Raw genomic sequence first — 17,094 nt, 5'->3', positions numbered from 1 at the left:
TGGAAGATCAACAATTCAATTTGGGAACGGGAGGACAAGACATGCGAACACAAGTGGCGATCATTGGCGGCGGCCCGTCGGGGCTACTTCTGTCCCAGCTTCTGCACCGTCGCGGGATCGATACCGTGGTTCTGGAGCGGAAAACGCGCGACTACGTGCTGGGCCGCATCCGTGCCGGTATCCTTGAGAGCGGTTTTGTCGAGCTGATGCGCGAGGCCGGCGTTGGCGCGCGGATGGATGCGGAGAGCTTTACCCATGAGGGGACGGTCATCGCTTATGGCGACGAGGAGTTCGGCATCAATTTCCGCGAACATACCGGCACCGATGTCGTCGTCTACGGCCAGACGGAGCTGACGCGGGACCTCTATGACGCGCGGGAGGCTGAGGGCGGCAAGCTTGTCTTCAATGTCGAGAATGTCGTGATCAATGATGCCGATAGCGACGCGCCCTTTGTCACCTACACGGTGGATGGTGTCGAACAGCGGTTGGATTGCGATTACGTCGCCGGCTGCGACGGCTTCCACGGTGTCAGCCGGCAGACCATTCCGCTCACCGTGCGCCGCGAATACGAGAAGGTCTATCCCTTTGGCTGGCTCGGTATCCTGTCCGAAACCCCGCCCGTGCATGACGAGCTGATCTATTCCTGGTCAGAGCGCGGCTTCGCGCTCTGCTCGATGCGCAATGCCAATCTCAGCCGCTACTACATCCAGTGTTCGCTCTCCGACAGCCCGGAGGATTGGAGCGACGAGAATTTCTGGGAAGAACTCAAGCGCCGCATCCCGGCCCGTCATGCCGAGGCGCTGGTCACCGGCCCGTCGATCGAGAAAAGCATCGCGCCACTCAGGAGCTTCGTGACCGAGCCGATGCGGTGGGGACGGTTGTTCCTGTGCGGCGACGCAGCCCATATCGTGCCGCCGACCGGGGCCAAGGGGCTGAACACCGCGGCGTCCGATATCCATTACCTCGATCACGGGCTGGTCCAGTTCTACGAGGAAGGCGATGCGGAGGGGATCGATCGCTATTCGGAGAAGGCGCTGGCGCGGATCTGGAAGGCGGAACGCTTCAGCTGGGCGACGACCAATCTGCTGCACCGCTATCCCGACCAGTCCGAGTTCGACCTGAAGATGCAACAGGCCGAGATTGCCTTCCTGCGCGACAGCAGCGCTGCGCAGAAGGTCTTTGCCCAGAACTATGTCGGGCTGCCCTATTGATGCGGATGATCGAGGCAAATGGCGTCGCGCTGCATGTGCGCGAGGATGGGGACCGCGCCGGCAGGCCGGTCGTCTTCTCCAATTCGCTCGGCACGGATTTGCGGCTCTGGGATGCAATCCTGCCGCTTCTGCCGGCGGGACTGCGGATCATCCGCTATGACAAGCGTGGCCACGGCCTGTCGGATTGCCCTAAAGGTCCCTACGCGCTGGACGATCTGGTTGCCGATGCCGAGGCGCTGCTGGAGGCGCTCGACATTCGCGATTGCGTCTTCGTCGGGCTCTCCATCGGCGGGCTGATCGGGCAGGGGCTCAGCGCAAGGCGGCCGGATCTGATCCGGGCGGCAGTGCTTTCCAACACGGCCGCGCGCATGGGCGAGCCCGAGATGTGGCAGGCCCGCATGGAGGCGATCCGCGCGGGCGGGCTGGAGTCCATCGCCGAAGCAGTGATGGACCGCTGGTTCGGCCCTGCCTTCCGGAAACGCCCGGAAGTGGCGGCGTGGAAGAACATGATGATCCGCCTGCCGCAGGAGGGGTATCTGGGCTGTTGCGCCGCCATTTCCGCGGCTGATCTGACCGAGAGCACCGCCGCGTTGACGCTGCCCGTTCTCGGGATCAGCGGTGCGCGCGACGGGGCCTGCCCGCCCGAAAACACGGCGGCGACGATCCGGTCCATTGTCGGGGCGCGGATGGAAACCATTCCCGACGCCGGCCATCTGCCCTGTGTCGAAGACCCCGAAACCTATGCCAGATTGCTTGCTGAATTCCTGAAGGAGACCGGACATGTCTGAACGATACGACGCCGGCATGTCCGTCCGCCGCAAGGTGCTGGGCGATGAGCATGTAGACCGGGCGGAAGCCAACAAATCGGAATTCGACGCGCCGTTCCAGGAGTTGATCACCGAGGGCGCCTGGGGCACGGTCTGGGCGAATGACAAGATAAGCCTGCGGGAGCGGTCGATGCTGACGCTGGCGCTTTTGGCGGCGACAGGGAATTTCGAGGAGATCCCGATGCATATCCGTGCCACGGTCCGAACGGGCGCCAGCAAGCAGGACGTGCTGGAGGCCTTCCAGCACGTGGCGATCTATTGCGGTGTGCCGCGTGCCAACCATGCGATCAAGCTCGCCAAGCAGACTTATGCAGAGATGGACAGGGAGTGAGCCGAAGATTTCCGGCTCGGGGAGGAGATAGCAGATGAGACAGCCAGGAGAATTCTACCAGCGCGACCGCGAATGGCACCCGCCCGCGAAGACGCCCGACTACAAGACATCCGTTACCCGCTCGCCGGAATACTCGTTGCTGAGCCTTCAGCAATCGGCCAGCGAGATCACCGGGCCGACCTTTGGCCACAACGATATCGACCCGATCGACAACGACATGATCCACAACTACGCCCAGCCGGGCGAGGCCGCCATCGGCGAGCGGATCATCGTGCATGGCCGGGTTCTGGACGAAAATGGTCGGCCGGTGCCGAACACGCTGGTCGAGGCCTGGCAGGCCAATGCCGGCGGTCGCTACCGGCACAAGAAAGACACCTATCTCGCCCCGATCGACCCGAATTTCGGCGGTTGCGGGCGGGTGTTGACCGACCAGGACGGCTATTACTTCTTCCGCACGGTCAAGCCCGGCGCCTATCCATGGCGCAACTGGGTCAATAACTGGCGTCCGGCGCATATCCACCTGTCGATCTTCGGCACTTCCTTCAGCCAGCGGCTCATCACCCAGTGCTATTTCGAGGGCGACCCGCTGATCGCGAAATGCCCGATCGTGAACACGATCCCGGATCAAGCCGCACGCGGGCAACTGGTCGCCGCGCTCGACATGAACGCGACCATCCCGCTCGACACGATGGCCTACAAGTTCGACATCGTTCTGCGCGGGCGTCGCTCGACGCTGTTCGAGAACCGTCTGGAGGGGAACTGATCATGGTGCAGAAGCTTGATTATCTGAAGGAAACGCCCTCCCAGACGGCTGGGCCTTACGTCCATATCGGGCTCGCGCCCGGTGCCGCCGGGTTCGAGATTTACGACAAGGAACTGGGGTGGGACATTGCCGGGCCAAATGCCAAGGGCGAGCGCATTCGCGTGGAAGGCATCGTCATCGACGGCATCGGCTCGCCGATCAAGGATGTCATGCTGGAGGCCTGGCAGGCCAATGCCGACGGCAACTACGCCCATTCGGAACATTCGGGCGCAGTCGAGGAGGGGTTTCGTGGCTGGGGCCGCGTGATCACCGATTTCGAGACCGGCGAATGGGGTTTCGAGACCGTGAAGCCCGGCCCGGTGATGGGACGGAACGGCAAGATGATGGCGCCGCATATCAATCTGTGGATCGTCGCGCGCGGCATCAATATCGGGCTGAACACCCGGGTCTATTTCGAGGACGAGGCGGAGGCCAATGCCGCCGATCCGGTGATCAACCTGATCGAATGGGAGCGCCGCCGGGCGACGCTCATCGCCAAGCGTGGTGAGAGGGACGGGCAGATCGTCTATCGTTTCGACATCAAGATTCAGGGCGAGGACGAGACGGTCTTCTTCGATATCTGATGTTTGCCAGGGGGGCTTTGCCCCCCGCGCTCTGGCGAGCGCTCCCCCCAGGATATTTTTGAACAGATGAGGCGTGGGGGGCGTTCCTGCGCCCCCAAATGAGGATTTCGACATGAGCAGGCCCTGTATCCTGTGTTGTGCCATCACCGGATCGTTGCCGACGAAGGCCAACAACCCGGCGGTGCCGATTACGATTGCCGAGCAGGTCGAAAGCAGCCACGAGGCGTTCGAGGCGGGCGCGTCGATCATTCACGCCCATGTGCGTAATGAGGATGAGACGCCCTCCAGCGATCCGGAGAAATTTGCCCGTCTCAAGGAAGGGTTGGAGGCGCATTGCCCCGGCGTGATCGTGCAATTCTCCACCGGCGGGCGATCCGGGGCGGGGCAGGCGCGTGGCGGCATGCTTTCGCTGCGGCCGGACATGGCATCGCTTTCGGTGGGCTCGAACAACTTCCCGACCCGTGTTTACGAGAACCCACCCGATTTGGTGGCGTGGCTGGCCGGGGAGATGCGCAGCTACGAGATCACCCCGGAGGTGGAGGCGTTCGACCTGAGCCATCTCCTGCAGGCGATCCGCATGCATCGGGCGGGGGAGCTATTTGGCAAGCTCTATGTCCAGTTCGTCATGGGGGTGAAGAACGCCATGCCGGTGGACCGGGAGGTCTTCGATTTCTACGTGCACGTGATGAAGACGCGCGCGCCGGAGGGGGAATGGTGTGCCGCCGGGATTGGCGCGGCGCAACTTACGGTCAATGAATGGGCGATTGCCGCGGGTGGTCATACCCGGGCTGGGCTGGAGGACAATGTCCGGCTTGACCGCGACCGGTTGGCTCCCTCCAATGCCGCCCTTATCCAACGGGCAGCGGAGCTTTGCGAGAAATACGAGCGCCCCGTGGCGACGCCGGCACAGGCGCGCGAGATCCTTGGGCTGAGACCTGCAGGCGTCTGAACGCAGCGCTATTTGCTAATGGGACTGGTGCCTATCGGGCCGGACCCAACCGCTCTATCTTTCCAAGCAGATCCTGCGCCAACAGCAAAGCCTTGCCGGTCGCACCGGCCATGGCGGGCAGGATCATCCATTCCAGCGTCCAGGCGGCGCCGGAGCGTTCCTGTTCGTGCAGCAGCGCCTGGTGCATACCGCCAAGCTGCACGGCGTTGTAGCGCGCCAGCGTCACCAGCATTTCGGCCAGAACGGGGTTCTGCTTGTGCGGCATGGCGGAACTCGACCCTCCGCTCGAGAGGCGTAGTTCGTCCACGCCCTGCTGGGCCATGAGGCAGAGATCCTGCCCCATCTTGCCCAATGTGCCCGTCACCAGCGACAGCCAGCCGGCATATTCGGCCATGCCGTCGCGCATCGCGTGCCAGGCGCGGGGCGGGTTGTTCAGGCCAAGCGCCCCGGCCATATGTGCCGCGACCGCTTCCTGCGCCGTGCCGGTGGCCGCGCGGTTGCCGACCGCGCCGCCGAATTGCAGCTGTTCTATCCGGGGGCGGATCTCCTCCAGCCGTTCCAGATGCGTGGCAAGCGGCATCTTCCAGCCGGCAATGCGGTCGGAGACCGTGATCGGCAGCGCGGCCTGCATGCGGGTGCGGCCCATCATCTCCACCTTGCCGAACGTGCTGTCCAGCTTGTCCAGCGCCGCGAGGGTTGCGTGCAGCCGTTGGCCAAGTTCCTCGGTGACCTCCCGCAGGGCCAAGACGGTCGCGGTGTCGACAAGGTCCTGGCTGGTGGCGCCGGCATGGATCGCGGCGAGGCAGTCGGGGCCGGCATGGGCCTTGAGTTGGCGGGCATATTCGGGCGCGGGCACGCCGTCGGTCAGCACCTTGGCGCGGATCGCTTCGAGATCCGGGACAAAGCTGTCGATGGCGGCGACGGCGGCTGCCGAGACCTTGGGTGACACCACGCGGGCCTCGCCAAGCGCTTGCGCCAGCGCCCGCTCGAAGGCGGAAAAATGGGACAGGAAGCGGGCCGAGGAAAACGCCGCCGATATCGTCTCATCGGTGAAGAGGGGGCCAAACATGTGGGGTTCGTGGGTGAGCGGGTTCATGGGGTCTCGGGCAACCTGCCTGGAAAGGAAATGACCCAACGCCTCATGCGCCAACGGTCCCTGGCGCGTATCAAACCCGCGTGGCGCGGGGCAGGTCAAGCGCCGAGCCCGGGATTTGCATGAAATCTTGCGGCGGTTACTTGCGTTTGTGCGAAACGGCGACCGGTTCGCGGTGAGTCTGGCAGGTCTGGCAAGGGCGCAGTTATTTTGTCTGGTCGCGACGGAAGTAGTTTCGATGCGCGTTCAACGGACAACGGCCGTTTATAACGAGGACATGCCATGTCATTTCGCAAGATCCTGTTCTGGAGCCATCTCGTTGCCGGCATCGGCGCCGGTCTCGTGATCCTGATGCTCGCTATTACCGGCGTGCTGCTTACCTACGAGGTTCAAATCACCCGATGGGCGGAAAGCGGCCTGAATGTGAGCGCCGCAGGAGAGCCGTTGCCTGCCGACAGGCTCGCCGAAGCCGCCCTGATCGAGACCGGCGGCGCCGCTTCCGCGCTTATTTTCGAGAATGACGCGCAAGCGGCGGTCATTGCCGCCAGTGGGCGCAGCGACAAGGCCTTTCTCGATCCCTATACTGGGGAACTGCTCGCATCCAACAAGACGGCAACGCAGGAGTTCTTTGCTACGGTCACCTCGCTGCACCGCTGGCTTTCTTTCTCCGGGCGCAGCGAGACCGGCGCGGCGCTGGTCGGCGCGGCCAATCTCTTCTTCGGCTTCCTTCTGCTTTCGGGGGCTTACCTCTGGCTGCCGAGGATCTGGAAATGGGGCATGCTCAAGACGAAGATGCTGTTCCGGCGAAGCTATCCGAATGCCAAGGCCCGCGATTTCGCCTGGCATCATGTCTTTGGCTTCTGGGCGGCCATTCCGCTTTTCCTGATCATCCTGTCCGGCGTGGTGATCTCCTATGACTGGGCGTCCAACCTCGTCTTCGCCGCCTATGGCGAACAACCGGCGATGCGCGGCGCTTCGGGCGGTCAGGGTCAGGGTCAGGGCAAGGGCGGCGGTCGCGGACTGGGTATGGGGCGTCTCGGCGGAGGCGGCGGACATGAGGACCACGAGTCCGAGGGCGGGGCGCTCGCGCTTGCCCCCGGAAGCCTGGCCTTGCAGGCGGTGCTGGAGACGGCCGAGGCGTATGACCCCGACTGGAACCGGATTACGCTGGATCTGCCGAAGCATGCCGGCGCGACCGAGACTACGGCGATTGTCGATACCGGCACGGGCAAACAGCTTTCCCGGCAGGAGACGCTCACTGTGTCGCTGGAAACCGGCGAGGTCGTGAAGACCGCCGGCCTTGCGGACCGTTCGCCGGGCGCGCAGGCCCGGATGTGGCTGCGTTTCGTGCATACCGGCGAGGTCTATGGCGTGATCGGGCAAACCATTGCAGGGCTCGCCTCGCTGGCAAGTGTCTTCATGGTCTATACCGGGCTCGCGCTTAGCTATCGCCGCCTGATCCAGCCGCTGTTCCGGCGCCGCAAGGCGGTGACATAAGAGCGCCTCGCCGCTGACGCGCGCGCCATTACTGGGCGGGCGCGGTGGCGATGAAGAAATAGACCCATTCGCCCTTGAAGCCCGGCGTGTCCTGCCGGACCTGTTCGACGCGTTCCGAAAGGAAGGCGATATAGGCCTCCGACGGTTCCACCAATGGGCGCAGCCCGTCGTAGAGGGGCGCCGAGGAGGCAAAGGCGACCACGATTTCCTGGCCGAAGGGCGGCGCGATGGTCAGGTTCAGCGCCGGTCTTCCGTCGTTCTCGACCCCCGATAACAAGGCCGTCTTGGCCGGTGATTTTTCCAGCGGCACGATCTCGTTGGGTTGCAGATGCAGCACGCTGCCATCGGCATCGAAATAGTCGATATAGACGTAGGCGTCGTAATCGGGCGCCGTCAGGTCGAGCCTGAGGCGGTCGCCCTCCTGAAAGCGGAACTCGCGCACGAAGGCATTGGGGCCGACAATGCGCGGGTTCGTGCGTTGGTCATCCGATTGCGGCAGGCCCAGGTTGGCAATGCCCGTGAGCGCGCCGCATTGCGGGCGGGGCAGGATCTGCAAGGCGTCTGTCACCGGGATATCGGTGCCGATATGCGCCTGGATTGCGGTCAGAAGCGGTGTTCGCAGCGCGTCTTCCGGTACGTGGCCACGCAACTCCAACTTGCCGGTCTCGGCGTCGAATTCCGTTTGCAGCCGCGCGCAGGGAATGCCGGTGAGCAGCGCGGCCAGCCCGTCGCGCACGGGCGAGTCCTCGGAGCCAGTGGGGTCGGATGGTTGCATGAATGCCTGGATCGCCGCGACCGAGACCGGATCGGCGACGCTGATATCGCCCACGGCCCAAGCCAGCGAGGCCGACATCCGCGTGGCGGCCTCGGCGGTGGGGGTATCGGGCAGGAGAGCGGCGTCGGGGCGGCTTTGGCGGCCCACGGGAATGTCCGGCGCGACCGACGCGGAGGGTGGACCTTGCGGTGTCGACAGCGTGGACAGGCTGGGCGTTTCGGGCAGGCTGGCAAGCAGGACTGGCGCGTTCTCGATGCTGTCGGGATCCGTTCGGATCGCTTGTGCGCTGGCATCGACTGGCGCTGCTTGGGCAAGGCTGTCCATCGCGACGGGTGCGGGGCGCGCGCCTTGCGGCGTGGGCAACGTGGAGAGCGGAGGCGTTTCCGGCAGGCTTGCAAGCACGATCGGCGCCGTCTCGATCTTGTCCGGATTCGGGCGGATCGCCTGTGCACTGGCCTTGATGGGCGCTGCGGCGGCAAAGCTGGCCAGAACCACGGGTGCGTCGCTGACATCCGCCGGTGTCTGTTCGACGGGCTTCCTGTCGGGGCGAAGGGTTTGGGTCGCCGTGGCGTCTGCGGGCTCTGCCGGCATCGAATTCGCTTCGGCCAGTTGCGCGGCGAGGCGCGCGGTGTCGGGGCGATCCGGTTTGACGGGCGTCGGCTCGGCGTTGTCGCTGGCAAGTGCCGTCGTATCGGGACGCGCGGCCGGGGCCCGTCCTATTGCCGGTTGCAGCTCCGCCATGGCGGTGTCCGGACGGGCCGCGACCGCCTGCGCGGCTTGCGCCGGCCGCGCGCTTTGCGTCACCGGGGTCGTGTCGGGCGCAAGCTGGGCCACTGTGGCGCCGCTGGCCGGGCGCGGCGCGGCCGTCTCGGGCGCGGGGGCGGTGGCGGAGAGCGCGGAGCCCACAGCCACCGCCCCGGCGAGTGTCGTCGTCGGTGGTGTCACCGTCGCGGCGGATGTGCGCCGAGGCGCGTCCTGTGCAAGCGGCGTCGCCGTGCCTTGCTGGCCGGGCAGGGGGCGCGCGTCGGCCTGTTGCGCATCGGGACGGGAATGGCGGACGGTTTCCGCGGCGAGGCTCAGCTCGGTTGAAACGGGCTTCTGCTGCGGCGTTGGCCGCGGTTGCATCATTACGGCCAGCACGGTCAACGCAGCGGCATGCAGCGCGACCGAGGCCACGCAAGCCAGCGCCCATTTGGCCGGCCGCGCCATCACGGCCCTTCCGGCGTCACGACGAGCACGATGTCCTTTGCGCCGAGCCCTTCGATTTCCGCGACCAGCGGTAGATACAGGCGCAGCTCCGCGCCGCGATGCGCGTTGATGCGGATCAGCCGGTCGGGCATCCGGGTCAGGACGGTTGCCAGCGCGGAGAGAAGCTCCTCCTCGCCGATTTCCCGCCCGTTCAGCGCCAGCGTACCGTCTTGCGAGATCGCCACGGTTTCGCCCCCACCCGGCATTGTCGCGCCAGACTCCGAACTCGCTGGCATGACCCGGAACGGCGCCGTGGCATCCATCCGCCCGACCAGCATCGAGAAGACCAGCAGGAAGAACACGACATCGATCAGCGCGATGATCGGCTCGGGGTGCTGGCGACGTTTGCGGCGGGCAAGGTTCATCGCGCTGTCTCCAGCCGCACGAGGCGCATCCGGGTGACACCCGCCGCCGTGGTCGCGTCGAGCAGGGAGACGAGTTCCTGCGCGCTCGCATGTCCCGACGGCAGCAGGACAACATTGAGATTTGGCATTGTCGTGAGCCGTTGCCGCAGCATCTCGACCAGCTGTCCGCGCTCTACCGGAGCCCCGTGCAGGCGCACCGTGCCGTCGGAATCGAGCCGCAGAAGCACCGTGTCGGACGGTCCCGCCGCCGCTATGGCCGGGGCTGACGGGCTGGCCGCCTCGCTTTGCGTGAAGGGGATCATCCGCAGGTTCAGATAGCTCGACGTGACCATGAAGAAGACGAGCATGATCATCAGCACATCGATCATCGGCACGAGCGGGATCGGGGCGTTGTCGGAGTTGGCCTGTCGCAGTTTCATGGCGCCCCCCTATGCCTCCTCGGTGGCTTCTCCGTCGGCGTCTTCCAGCGTCATCAGCCGGCCCACGGCCGTTTCCATGGCAACGCCGATGCGGTCGACCCGCGTGCCCAGCAGGCTGGCCGAAACGGCCGACGGAATGGCCACGACGAGCCCCGCAGCGGTAGTCAGCAGCGCCTGCCAGATGCCGCCCGCGAGCAGCGAGGCATTGGCCGCACCTTCGGCAAGTGCAAGCTCCTGAAAGGCCGCGATCATGCCCAACACCGTTCCCAGCAACCCGAGCAGTGGGCTGATCATGCCGACCAACTCCAGCGTGCGAATGTGGCGCGAGAGCCGGTCCAGCTCCAGATTGCCGCGCCATTCAAGCTCCTCGGTGAGCGCGGAACGGCGGCGGCCGGCAATGAGGCCGCTCATGGCTGCGCTCAGGATCCGGTCCAGAGGCGACTTCCCGGCCTCGACCGCTTTGAGCGCGGAGCTACGGTCGCCTTTTCGCCACGCGTCATAAGCAGCATCGCGGCCCGATTGCCCGCCAAGCGCGCCGCGCATGTCCAGCAGCTTGACGACGATCAGGGTCACGGAAATCAGCGACAGCACCGCGAGCACCCCGATGACGGGGCCGCCGCGCGTGAGCGTCGATACCATCTGTTCCATGGCTTACTTCACGAAGCCGGCCGACGCCTTCGACGACAGGTCCATGATCTCGAAGCAGTCCATCGGCTCGGCGTTCTGCGGCGTGCAGGCCGTCATCTCGTGCAGCAGGATCTCCGAGATGTTGTCGCAGGCGATGTCGGGGATCTCGAACAACTTCAGCGTCGTGCGCGCAATCGGCAGCGGCGCCGCGTCGATGCTCAGAAGCTGGTCGATAACGCCTCTTTTATCCAGCACGGCCAACGACATCTCGAAGGCTTCAAGCGTCATTCCGGCCTGGTTGCGGAACAGGAAGAAGGTACGGCAACCGCCGCTCTCCGCCGGTTCGAACTTGTTCAACTCCACTCCGAGCCGTCCCTGCTGCGCTTCGACAGCGCCAACGGGGGCGAGCAATCCGAGCAGAAGGCAGGGAATTGTCAAACGAATAGATTTAAGGAATTGCGATGTCATTTCCGGCCACCCTTTCTCCTGGTCCAAGAAAGAAGGAAACCGGGGCATCAGGTCAAGCGTCAAATCGGAACGGAGCCGGGGCCGAGCAGTCGGCCCCGGTATGTGGCCCTTGCTTTTCTGACTGTCGAGATAGGCGCGCCAGCCGCCCAGCTCGGTGATCTCGCTGGCGCCCACCAGCCCGGCGGGCTCCACAAGGAAACCCTTCACCATCGCACCGTTGGCAAGCTCGATCGACCCGATGCAGAGCGGGGACGGGATGGAGGCGATGAAGTCCCCGAAGGCGGCTGGCGGCAGCGCCCAGATCTCCAGCGCGATGGCCTTGCCGGCGTCGGAACAGATCAGGCCGGGGCGGGCGGGCCGCCGGCCAGAGCATGGAAGCGGTAGCGCGCCGATGTCGTTCCGCTGCGCAGGAAACGTCCGCCGCGCGACGTCAACTCTTGGTTGAGCGGCAGGCGCGATATATGGGCGCCAAGGACGGCGATCTCGACCTCGTACACGGTCGCGGTCCAGCCTACATTGGCGCCCTGCGCGCGGGTCGTCGTCAGGTCATAGCCCATCTTGTCGACATGAACGCCGGGCCCGCGGAAATCGATCTGCATGTCAATGACGATCAGCGCGGTGTTCTCGGGCCGCAGGTCGCCATTATGAGGCCAGGGATAGAGATCGGAGGAAATCGTTGCCATGTCAGGCCTCCTTCGTGCGTTCGCCAAAAGCCCGCGTGGGCGCGTCGAAGCCCGCGCCGGTGCCGTCGGTCACCTTGACCTCGTCTTCCCATGGCAGCCGGTAGCGGCCGGCGGCGAGGTCGGTGATGTGGGTATAGGGGCAGTCCTGCGCGCCGCCTTTCACGGCGACATAGCCGCGATGGCCGAACAGGTGATCAAGGCGCTGTCGGAATGATACGACATGCGCTGATCTGCCCGGCGCCTACCGACAGGCAGGCCAAGAAAATGCGGCGCGTGCCGGGGGACACGCGCCGCAGGGAAAGGGGCCGTTGCGACAGGGAGGACGGTGGAACGGCCCCCGGGGATCAGAAGGCGAAGGGACGTTCGTGCAGGCGCGCCTGCGAGCCCATCGAGCCATCTGGCGTCAGCTGCGGTGTCGCATCGGCGCGCGAGCGGCCCACAACGGAGCGATGAAACTCGGTGTAACTGCCCGGGAAGGCGCCCGAATCCCACGAACGCGAGATATTGAAAGTGAAGAGCGACAGCGGGTTGCCGGCCGGCGTGGTCTGGTTGTCCATCGCGGCGGAAAAGGCCGTGACGGTACAGGCCGGGCGGATCAGCTCCTTGGACCCCACCGCCGTGCGGACGGCGTTGTAGACCTCCTTCTTGTTGTCGTAGATCTGCGCGCCGGAGACGAATTTCGGCGCCCCGGTCATGGTCTTGATGGCCAGATCGGCAAAGAGATCGCCAATTCCATCGGCCTCCTCGTCGCTCGGCTCGGCGGTCTTGTCGAATTCCGGGGCATCGCCATCGAGCGCCTTTACGAGCGACTTGGCGGCGATGGGTCTTTTCATCTCGGGGTCGAGATCGTTGCTCAGGTTCAGCGTGGACAGGCCCTTGACCGTTGCCACGGCATCCTTCTTGAACTCGGTGCGGATGATGTCGGTCATATCCATCGCGTCCGGCGCGGCGATCTGCTTGAAGGCGGTGGCCGAGTGACAGGAATCGAACACCATGTGGACCCGGACGCCTTCGCGGAACTCACCCAAAGCGGCATAGATCTCGTCGTCGATCAGCATCCGGTCATAGAGCACCAGCGTTTCGTCCTGCAGATCCGGCTCGTCATCGGCGGAATCGTTGGGAACCTGGCTGCCATGGCCGGAATAGGTGAAAAACAGCGCGTCGCCCGCGAACAGGTTCACCGCGGCATTGCGCAGGAAACCGATGACATTGGCACAGGTCGCGTTGTCGTTCTCCAGCACCGCGGTGTCATAGCCCAGCTTCTCGGCAATGCCTTCCATCTCGCGCGCATCGTTGACGCAGGAGGGCAGGGCGAGATCGCTGCCATAGTGGGCGGCATCGACCCGGTCGACACCGATATGCAGGCTGACGCCGTGGGGCGGGCGGGCAGCTTCGCCAGCAAAGATCTGGTCGAGCTGGCCGAGCACCTGGCCGCCGACGGTGCCATCGGCCACCAGCCCGTAATCGCGCTGGAAAGCCTCGACGGCGGCGGCGGTGCGGGAGCCGAAATAGCCGTCGATCTCGCTGCCGGCCATGTAGCCGTTGTTGAGCGAGGCCAACGCCGTCTGGACCGCGACGACCGCGCCGCGGTCGCGTTCGCGCTTGGCAATGGGCGGGTTGTTGGCCTGCGCTTTCGCAAGACGGTCGGCGGTGGTCCGCGTGACGACAGTGGTAAACCGATTGGACGTAAGCATCTTCTGTCCTCCTTGGGATCAATTCCAGCCGTAGCCGGGATGGGGGTTCGGGGCTTCGGGAAGGCTCTCGCAGCCGAAACCGACGGCCCAGAGCGTGGGATCGGGTGGCGGCGAGCCGGCGACGGAGACGCGCGCCACGATCTGGCGTGCCGCCGCGAGACGGCGTTGCACCGTCAGGTTGCCGATCTGTTCGATCGTGCCAGGCTTCAGCCGTGCCACGGGCTTGGCCGAAAGCGTCAGCCCTCCGGCAACGGTCGGGCGGCTGAGCGCCGTCGCGGACAGGCTCGGGCGCAGGGCGCTCGCCGTGATCACCGGTGCGGCGCTGAGCGGCTTGGCCAGTGTGGTCGCCGAGAGCCCCTTGGCCCGGGCGGTGCCGAGCACCGGGCGCGGCCGACTTGCCAATGTTGCCACCGACGGGCGGGCCTGTAGCGGGCGGAGCGTGGCGACCGGTGGTCGGGACACCATGCCAACCGATGGCCGCTGCGGTTTGGACGGCTTTGGCGGATCTGGTTTCAGCGTGACATCGCGCACGGCGTAGAGCCGGGCGGGGTAGGCCGGCAATGCGCCCTCTGTACCACCATCGGAGACAAGCCTTTGCCCCGGCAGGTTCCAGTCCTCGGCGCGATAGAGCTGCGGCGTGAACCAGTCGCGGTCGATCAGCAGGATCGCGTAGCGGAAACACAGCTTGCCGGTCTTGCCCTGCCGCCAGTTGCGCCAGCCCGCCGTTTCGCGCTGCTGCGCGCGGCTGACCGCGCCGTCGATATCGTTCAGCTCGACACTGGCGGAAATCCAGCCGGAGTCGTCAAGCGCCGAGATGGGCGCGAAGCCGGTCATCGCGTAGCCCGCGCCCGCCGGATCGACCGGCAGAAACAACAGCGCATCGCGTTCGGCTTGCGCTCTGGACAGGGTTGAACGGGTCATCAACCGTTCGATCGTCGCCATCGCGGCCTCGATCACGCTCTTACCGCCTTCGATCTCCCAGGCGATCATCGCCTCGCGGAGAACATCCGCCCCCGACGCAGCGGTCAGCAGATCCTGGTAGGCGGTGCGAAACTCCTGGTAGAGCCGATAGAGCGGCGTCATGCCGTCAGGCCCGTAAAGCATTGCCCGCGCCGCGGTGAAGGCCGCATTCTCGGCCTCCGTCCAGGCGCGCTCGGCAAACTCCATCGCGCCGAGCAGGTCCGAATGCACCTCCCAAAGCGGGGCGGCGCTGTCGAAGGGGCGCGCGGGCGCGCCCCGGCAGGCGACGAAGTTCACCATCCGCGAGAACTCGGCCACGCGGGCCATGTCCTCGGAATTCTCCGCCCCTTCGAGCCGTGCGAGCCGCAGGGCCACCGGGGCGCCGGGCCAGGCCGCGAAGCCTTCGCCGTCGCACCGGTGGTGGAGCCACGCGGCCAGGCCGATGTGAACGCCACTGTCCATCACACCACCCTCAAGCCCATTTCTTGACGTCGGGAGACGGGTTGGACGATTCCGGAATGCGGGCCGACAGGAAGCCGACAAGCTGCATGCCCTTGATGCGGATCGAGGCGCCGTCATAGTCGAAATTGCTCTCGGAGGAGCGGTTCGACTGCTGGTAGCGGCCGCCGATGCAGAACGGGCCGATGCCGACGAAGCCGCCGCCATTCACATGGCTCTCCTGGCTTTTCATGAAGGAGACGACCTCGCTGGAATGGATCACCAGGTCTTTCACGAACAGCGCCTTGGTCGGGTAGCCGATCAGCGCGCCGGAGGGCGGGTTCTTGCCGTCGGAATGGACGTTGGTGTCGTATTCGCGCTTGAAGCCCGCCGAAGGGCGCCAGCCGCGCGACAAGAAGAAATCGGGGTGGAACCAGGGGCGCATGATCTCCACCGGGGCATAGGAGAATTCCATACCGAAGGAGGAGGAGGAGAAGTCCCGCTGATGCTCCGTCTTGCCGCCACCGCCGGAGCCGCCGATGGTGACGAAGCCGAGCGAGAGGCCGAAGCTGCCACCGCCGGAGCGGCTGGAGCTGGAGGAGGACATCTTGCGGCTCAGGTTGCGCTCGGAGAACCGGGTCCAGCCGCCCGAACGGGCAAAGGCGCCGGGGATGACGGAGGCCGGGTAGAACGGGTAGCCATAGGCGCCGGTGGTGTTGTTCTCGACATGGTCGAGCCCCTGCACGAGGTTGTCCTTCCACAGCACCATCGAGCGGCCGGTGATATGCGAGATCATCGCCTGGGCGCGTTCGATATCGTTCTTGTAGCCGTTGGCGATCCAGTCGCGCAGGGCCTCGGTCGCGCGGCGCTTGTAGATGCCGCCCGATTGCTGCCACTCGATCATGTCGCCGGAGGTGCCGTTATTGGCCAGGCTCAGCTTGGTGGCATATTCGATCACCGCGTCTTCATAGGCCTGCTTCTTGGTCGCATAGGCAATCATGGCCGGGCTGTCGCGGGTTTCCATCTTCTTCTCGCCGGTCAGGAAATCCTCGACCTCCACCTCGACAGAGAGCAGCCGGCGCATCCGCTCGATCAGGCTCTTCTGATCGTCGGTGAGCTGGTCGTCGGCCACTTCGCACATGCGCAGTGTATCGGCAAAGGTGCGGCTGAGCCGGCGGTTGTTCTGGGCGTAGACGACGGAGACATGCTTGTGCTTGCCCTCGCCGCGATTGGCGCCCCATTCATTGTCATTGCCCGCCGGTTTCGGCGAGGGGATGAAATCGACCAGCCGGGACCATTGCTCCCAGCATCCCAGCAGGTGCTGCTGGTACATCCGCTTGGCCTCTTCCACGGCCTTGTCGCGGCTCATGCCCAGCGGGCTGGGCTCCGCATCGCCTCGGTTGGCGTCGTCATCGCCGTTCTGGGCGGGGCCCATGAGCGTCTCGACCAGCTTGCCGAAATCGTCCAGCGTGGCCGGGGTGGGGCCGGCGAAGGGGCCGGCAATGGCAAAGTCGAAAAAGCTTTCGTGGAAGGGGATGCCCGGCTGGGTAAAGTTCAGCTGCACATTCGCGGGCAGAGGCAAGTCCGCCGTTCCTCCGGTCAGCCCTTCGTAGAGCCGGTCCACGACGTAGCCCATCATATCATCGAGTTTCATATCGCAATCTCCTGGCAGTCTGCCCGCTTCAGAGCGTGGCCAATGTCGTCAGGGTGCGCGCCGGGTAGATTTGCGGTGAGTGAATTGCCTGTGAAACCGGGGTGAATTGAAGTGATTGCGTTCTACTTCAATGCATTGCGTGACTCGGGTGGCAGGTGGTTCCTATGAGAAGGGGCTCAAGTCACTGAGAAGATTAACAGATCGTTATCGCCGCCGGATTTTCACCCTTTTTTCACGCCGGTCCCGGGCGGCGAAAGGGTTAATGTTGAATTGTCGAGAGCGGCACAGTCGGTCGAGACGCCTTTTTAAGGCAGCAATTTTTAAGGCAGTTATTTCATCACCAAATTGGCGGGGCCAGGCAGTTGGATTTCATCTGCCTGGCCCCGTCTTTGCATGACGACGGAGCCGCGCTGAAGGCGCGTTGTCCGCCTGGTTTGTCTTTGGGCTCTGCGCAAGAAAAACCCGCCCG

17 protein-coding genes and 1 pseudogene are annotated in these 17,094 nt (G+C 65.0%); 8 read left to right on the top strand and 10 right to left on the bottom strand.

Translation table 11 applies throughout. The annotated features are described in order from the left end of the window. Positions 1-41 precede the first annotated feature (41 nt). The 6 genes from pobA (at position 42) to AX756_RS08315 (ending at position 4,704) form a co-directional block, all read left to right on the top strand. Positions 42-1,211, top strand: coding sequence for a 4-hydroxybenzoate 3-monooxygenase (pobA, locus tag AX756_RS08340; RefSeq protein ID WP_068309993.1), 1,170 nt, complete (start codon positions 42-44; stop codon positions 1,209-1,211). Further along, positions 1,211-1,999, top strand: a complete 789-nt coding sequence (gene pcaD / locus AX756_RS08335) for a 3-oxoadipate enol-lactonase (protein ID WP_068309992.1) — start codon at positions 1,211-1,213, stop codon at positions 1,997-1,999. The genes pobA and pcaD overlap by 1 nt, the downstream gene beginning before the upstream one ends. Beyond that, positions 1,992-2,369, top strand: coding sequence for a 4-carboxymuconolactone decarboxylase (gene pcaC / locus AX756_RS08330; protein WP_068309991.1), 378 nt, complete (start codon positions 1,992-1,994; stop codon positions 2,367-2,369). Before pcaD ends, pcaC begins: the two co-directional genes overlap by 8 nt. A gap of 34 nt (positions 2,370-2,403) precedes the next feature. After that, positions 2,404-3,132 (top strand): protocatechuate 3,4-dioxygenase subunit beta, encoded by a 729-nt coding sequence (pcaH, locus tag AX756_RS08325; RefSeq protein ID WP_068309990.1) that lies wholly within the window; start codon positions 2,404-2,406, stop codon positions 3,130-3,132. 2 nt (positions 3,133-3,134) lie between these two features. Then, complete coding sequence (gene pcaG, locus AX756_RS08320) at positions 3,135-3,755, top strand: protocatechuate 3,4-dioxygenase subunit alpha (RefSeq protein ID WP_068309989.1); 621 nt, start codon at positions 3,135-3,137, stop codon at positions 3,753-3,755. A 112-nt stretch (positions 3,756-3,867) separates the two neighbouring features. After that, a complete protein-coding gene (locus tag AX756_RS08315; protein WP_068309988.1) occupies positions 3,868-4,704 on the top strand; it encodes a 3-oxoadipate:acetyl-CoA acetyltransferase in 837 nt (278 codons plus the stop codon). A gap of 31 nt (positions 4,705-4,735) precedes the next feature. Here AX756_RS08315 and AX756_RS08310 read toward each other — a convergent pair whose 3' ends face one another. Further along, positions 4,736-5,800, bottom strand: a complete 1,065-nt coding sequence (locus AX756_RS08310) for a 3-carboxy-cis,cis-muconate cycloisomerase (protein WP_068309987.1) — start codon at positions 5,798-5,800, stop codon at positions 4,736-4,738. Positions 5,801-6,079: 279 nt separating this feature from the next. Here AX756_RS08310 and AX756_RS08305 point away from each other — a divergent pair, with 279 nt between their 5' ends. Then, entirely contained in the window at positions 6,080-7,294 is a 1,215-nt protein-coding gene (locus AX756_RS08305; protein WP_068309986.1) for a PepSY-associated TM helix domain-containing protein, read from the top strand. Positions 7,295-7,322: 28 nt separating this feature from the next. On the opposite strand, the gene AX756_RS08300 is transcribed toward AX756_RS08305, so the two are convergent. The 6 genes and pseudogenes from AX756_RS08300 to AX756_RS26860 form a co-directional block, all read right to left on the bottom strand. Continuing rightward, positions 7,323-9,278, bottom strand: coding sequence for a DUF4384 domain-containing protein (locus AX756_RS08300; protein ID WP_068309985.1), 1,956 nt, complete (start codon positions 9,276-9,278; stop codon positions 7,323-7,325). Next, positions 9,278-9,682 (bottom strand): ExbD/TolR family protein, encoded by a 405-nt coding sequence (locus AX756_RS08295; protein ID WP_068309984.1) that lies wholly within the window; start codon positions 9,680-9,682, stop codon positions 9,278-9,280. The genes AX756_RS08300 and AX756_RS08295 overlap by 1 nt, the downstream gene beginning before the upstream one ends. Next, positions 9,679-10,101 (bottom strand): ExbD/TolR family protein, encoded by a 423-nt coding sequence (locus tag AX756_RS08290; RefSeq protein ID WP_068309983.1) that lies wholly within the window; start codon positions 10,099-10,101, stop codon positions 9,679-9,681. Before AX756_RS08290 ends, AX756_RS08295 begins: the two co-directional genes overlap by 4 nt. Positions 10,102-10,110: 9 nt before the next feature. Then, positions 10,111-10,749, bottom strand: coding sequence for a MotA/TolQ/ExbB proton channel family protein (locus AX756_RS08285; RefSeq protein ID WP_068309982.1), 639 nt, complete (start codon positions 10,747-10,749; stop codon positions 10,111-10,113). Between the two features lie 3 nt (positions 10,750-10,752). Next, a complete protein-coding gene (locus tag AX756_RS08280) occupies positions 10,753-11,196 on the bottom strand; it encodes a hypothetical protein (protein WP_231701011.1) in 444 nt (147 codons plus the stop codon). A gap of 186 nt (positions 11,197-11,382) precedes the next feature. Then, positions 11,383-11,753, bottom strand: a pseudogene (locus AX756_RS26860) (allophanate hydrolase-related protein); the annotation flags it as partial. Positions 11,754-11,877: 124 nt separating this feature from the next. Between AX756_RS26860 and AX756_RS26035 the strand changes: the two are divergent. After that, positions 11,878-12,093 (top strand): hypothetical protein, encoded by a 216-nt coding sequence (locus AX756_RS26035; RefSeq protein WP_068309980.1) that lies wholly within the window; start codon positions 11,878-11,880, stop codon positions 12,091-12,093. Between the two features lie 130 nt (positions 12,094-12,223). Here AX756_RS26035 and AX756_RS08265 read toward each other — a convergent pair whose 3' ends face one another. From AX756_RS08265 to AX756_RS08255, 3 genes are read right to left on the bottom strand one after another with little or no spacing between them, the layout of a single operon-like run. Then, positions 12,224-13,573, bottom strand: a complete 1,350-nt coding sequence (locus tag AX756_RS08265; protein WP_068309979.1) for a peptidoglycan-binding protein — start codon at positions 13,571-13,573, stop codon at positions 12,224-12,226. An 18-nt stretch (positions 13,574-13,591) separates the two neighbouring features. Further along, positions 13,592-14,995, bottom strand: a complete 1,404-nt coding sequence (locus AX756_RS08260) for a hypothetical protein (protein WP_068309978.1) — start codon at positions 14,993-14,995, stop codon at positions 13,592-13,594. A gap of 10 nt (positions 14,996-15,005) precedes the next feature. Further along, positions 15,006-16,625, bottom strand: coding sequence for a hypothetical protein (locus AX756_RS08255; protein WP_068309977.1), 1,620 nt, complete (start codon positions 16,623-16,625; stop codon positions 15,006-15,008). Positions 16,626-17,094: the final 469 nt, after the last annotated feature.

Origin of the sequence: Aliiruegeria sabulilitoris (assembly GCF_001558155.1) — a bacterium.
Lineage (GTDB): Bacteria > Pseudomonadota > Alphaproteobacteria > Rhodobacterales > Rhodobacteraceae > Tropicimonas > Tropicimonas sabulilitoris.
This window is presented reverse-complemented; position numbering and strand designations above follow the sequence as displayed.

Coding starts and splice junctions, on each gene's coding strand:
- pcaH (WP_068309990.1), top strand. CDS start 2,404: ATGAGACAGCCAGGAGAATTCTACCAGCGCGACCGCGAATGGCACCCG.
- AX756_RS08280 (WP_231701011.1), bottom strand. CDS start 11,196: ATGACATCGCAATTCCTTAAATCTATTCGTTTGACAATTCCCTGCCTT.
- pcaC (WP_068309991.1), top strand. CDS start 1,992: ATGTCTGAACGATACGACGCCGGCATGTCCGTCCGCCGCAAGGTGCTG.
- AX756_RS08300 (WP_068309985.1), bottom strand. CDS start 9,278: ATGGCGCGGCCGGCCAAATGGGCGCTGGCTTGCGTGGCCTCGGTCGCG.
- AX756_RS08285 (WP_068309982.1), bottom strand. CDS start 10,749: ATGGAACAGATGGTATCGACGCTCACGCGCGGCGGCCCCGTCATCGGG.
- pcaG (WP_068309989.1), top strand. CDS start 3,135: ATGGTGCAGAAGCTTGATTATCTGAAGGAAACGCCCTCCCAGACGGCT.
- AX756_RS08315 (WP_068309988.1), top strand. CDS start 3,868: ATGAGCAGGCCCTGTATCCTGTGTTGTGCCATCACCGGATCGTTGCCG.
- AX756_RS08290 (WP_068309983.1), bottom strand. CDS start 10,101: ATGAAACTGCGACAGGCCAACTCCGACAACGCCCCGATCCCGCTCGTG.
- AX756_RS08310 (WP_068309987.1), bottom strand. CDS start 5,800: ATGAACCCGCTCACCCACGAACCCCACATGTTTGGCCCCCTCTTCACC.
- AX756_RS08305 (WP_068309986.1), top strand. CDS start 6,080: ATGTCATTTCGCAAGATCCTGTTCTGGAGCCATCTCGTTGCCGGCATC.
- AX756_RS08295 (WP_068309984.1), bottom strand. CDS start 9,682: ATGAACCTTGCCCGCCGCAAACGTCGCCAGCACCCCGAGCCGATCATC.
- pobA (WP_068309993.1), top strand. CDS start 42: ATGCGAACACAAGTGGCGATCATTGGCGGCGGCCCGTCGGGGCTACTT.
- AX756_RS08260 (WP_068309978.1), bottom strand. CDS start 14,995: ATGGACAGTGGCGTTCACATCGGCCTGGCCGCGTGGCTCCACCACCGG.
- AX756_RS08255 (WP_068309977.1), bottom strand. CDS start 16,625: ATGAAACTCGATGATATGATGGGCTACGTCGTGGACCGGCTCTACGAA.
- pcaD (WP_068309992.1), top strand. CDS start 1,211: ATGCGGATGATCGAGGCAAATGGCGTCGCGCTGCATGTGCGCGAGGAT.
- AX756_RS08265 (WP_068309979.1), bottom strand. CDS start 13,573: ATGCTTACGTCCAATCGGTTTACCACTGTCGTCACGCGGACCACCGCC.
- AX756_RS26035 (WP_068309980.1), top strand. CDS start 11,878: ATGTCAGGCCTCCTTCGTGCGTTCGCCAAAAGCCCGCGTGGGCGCGTC.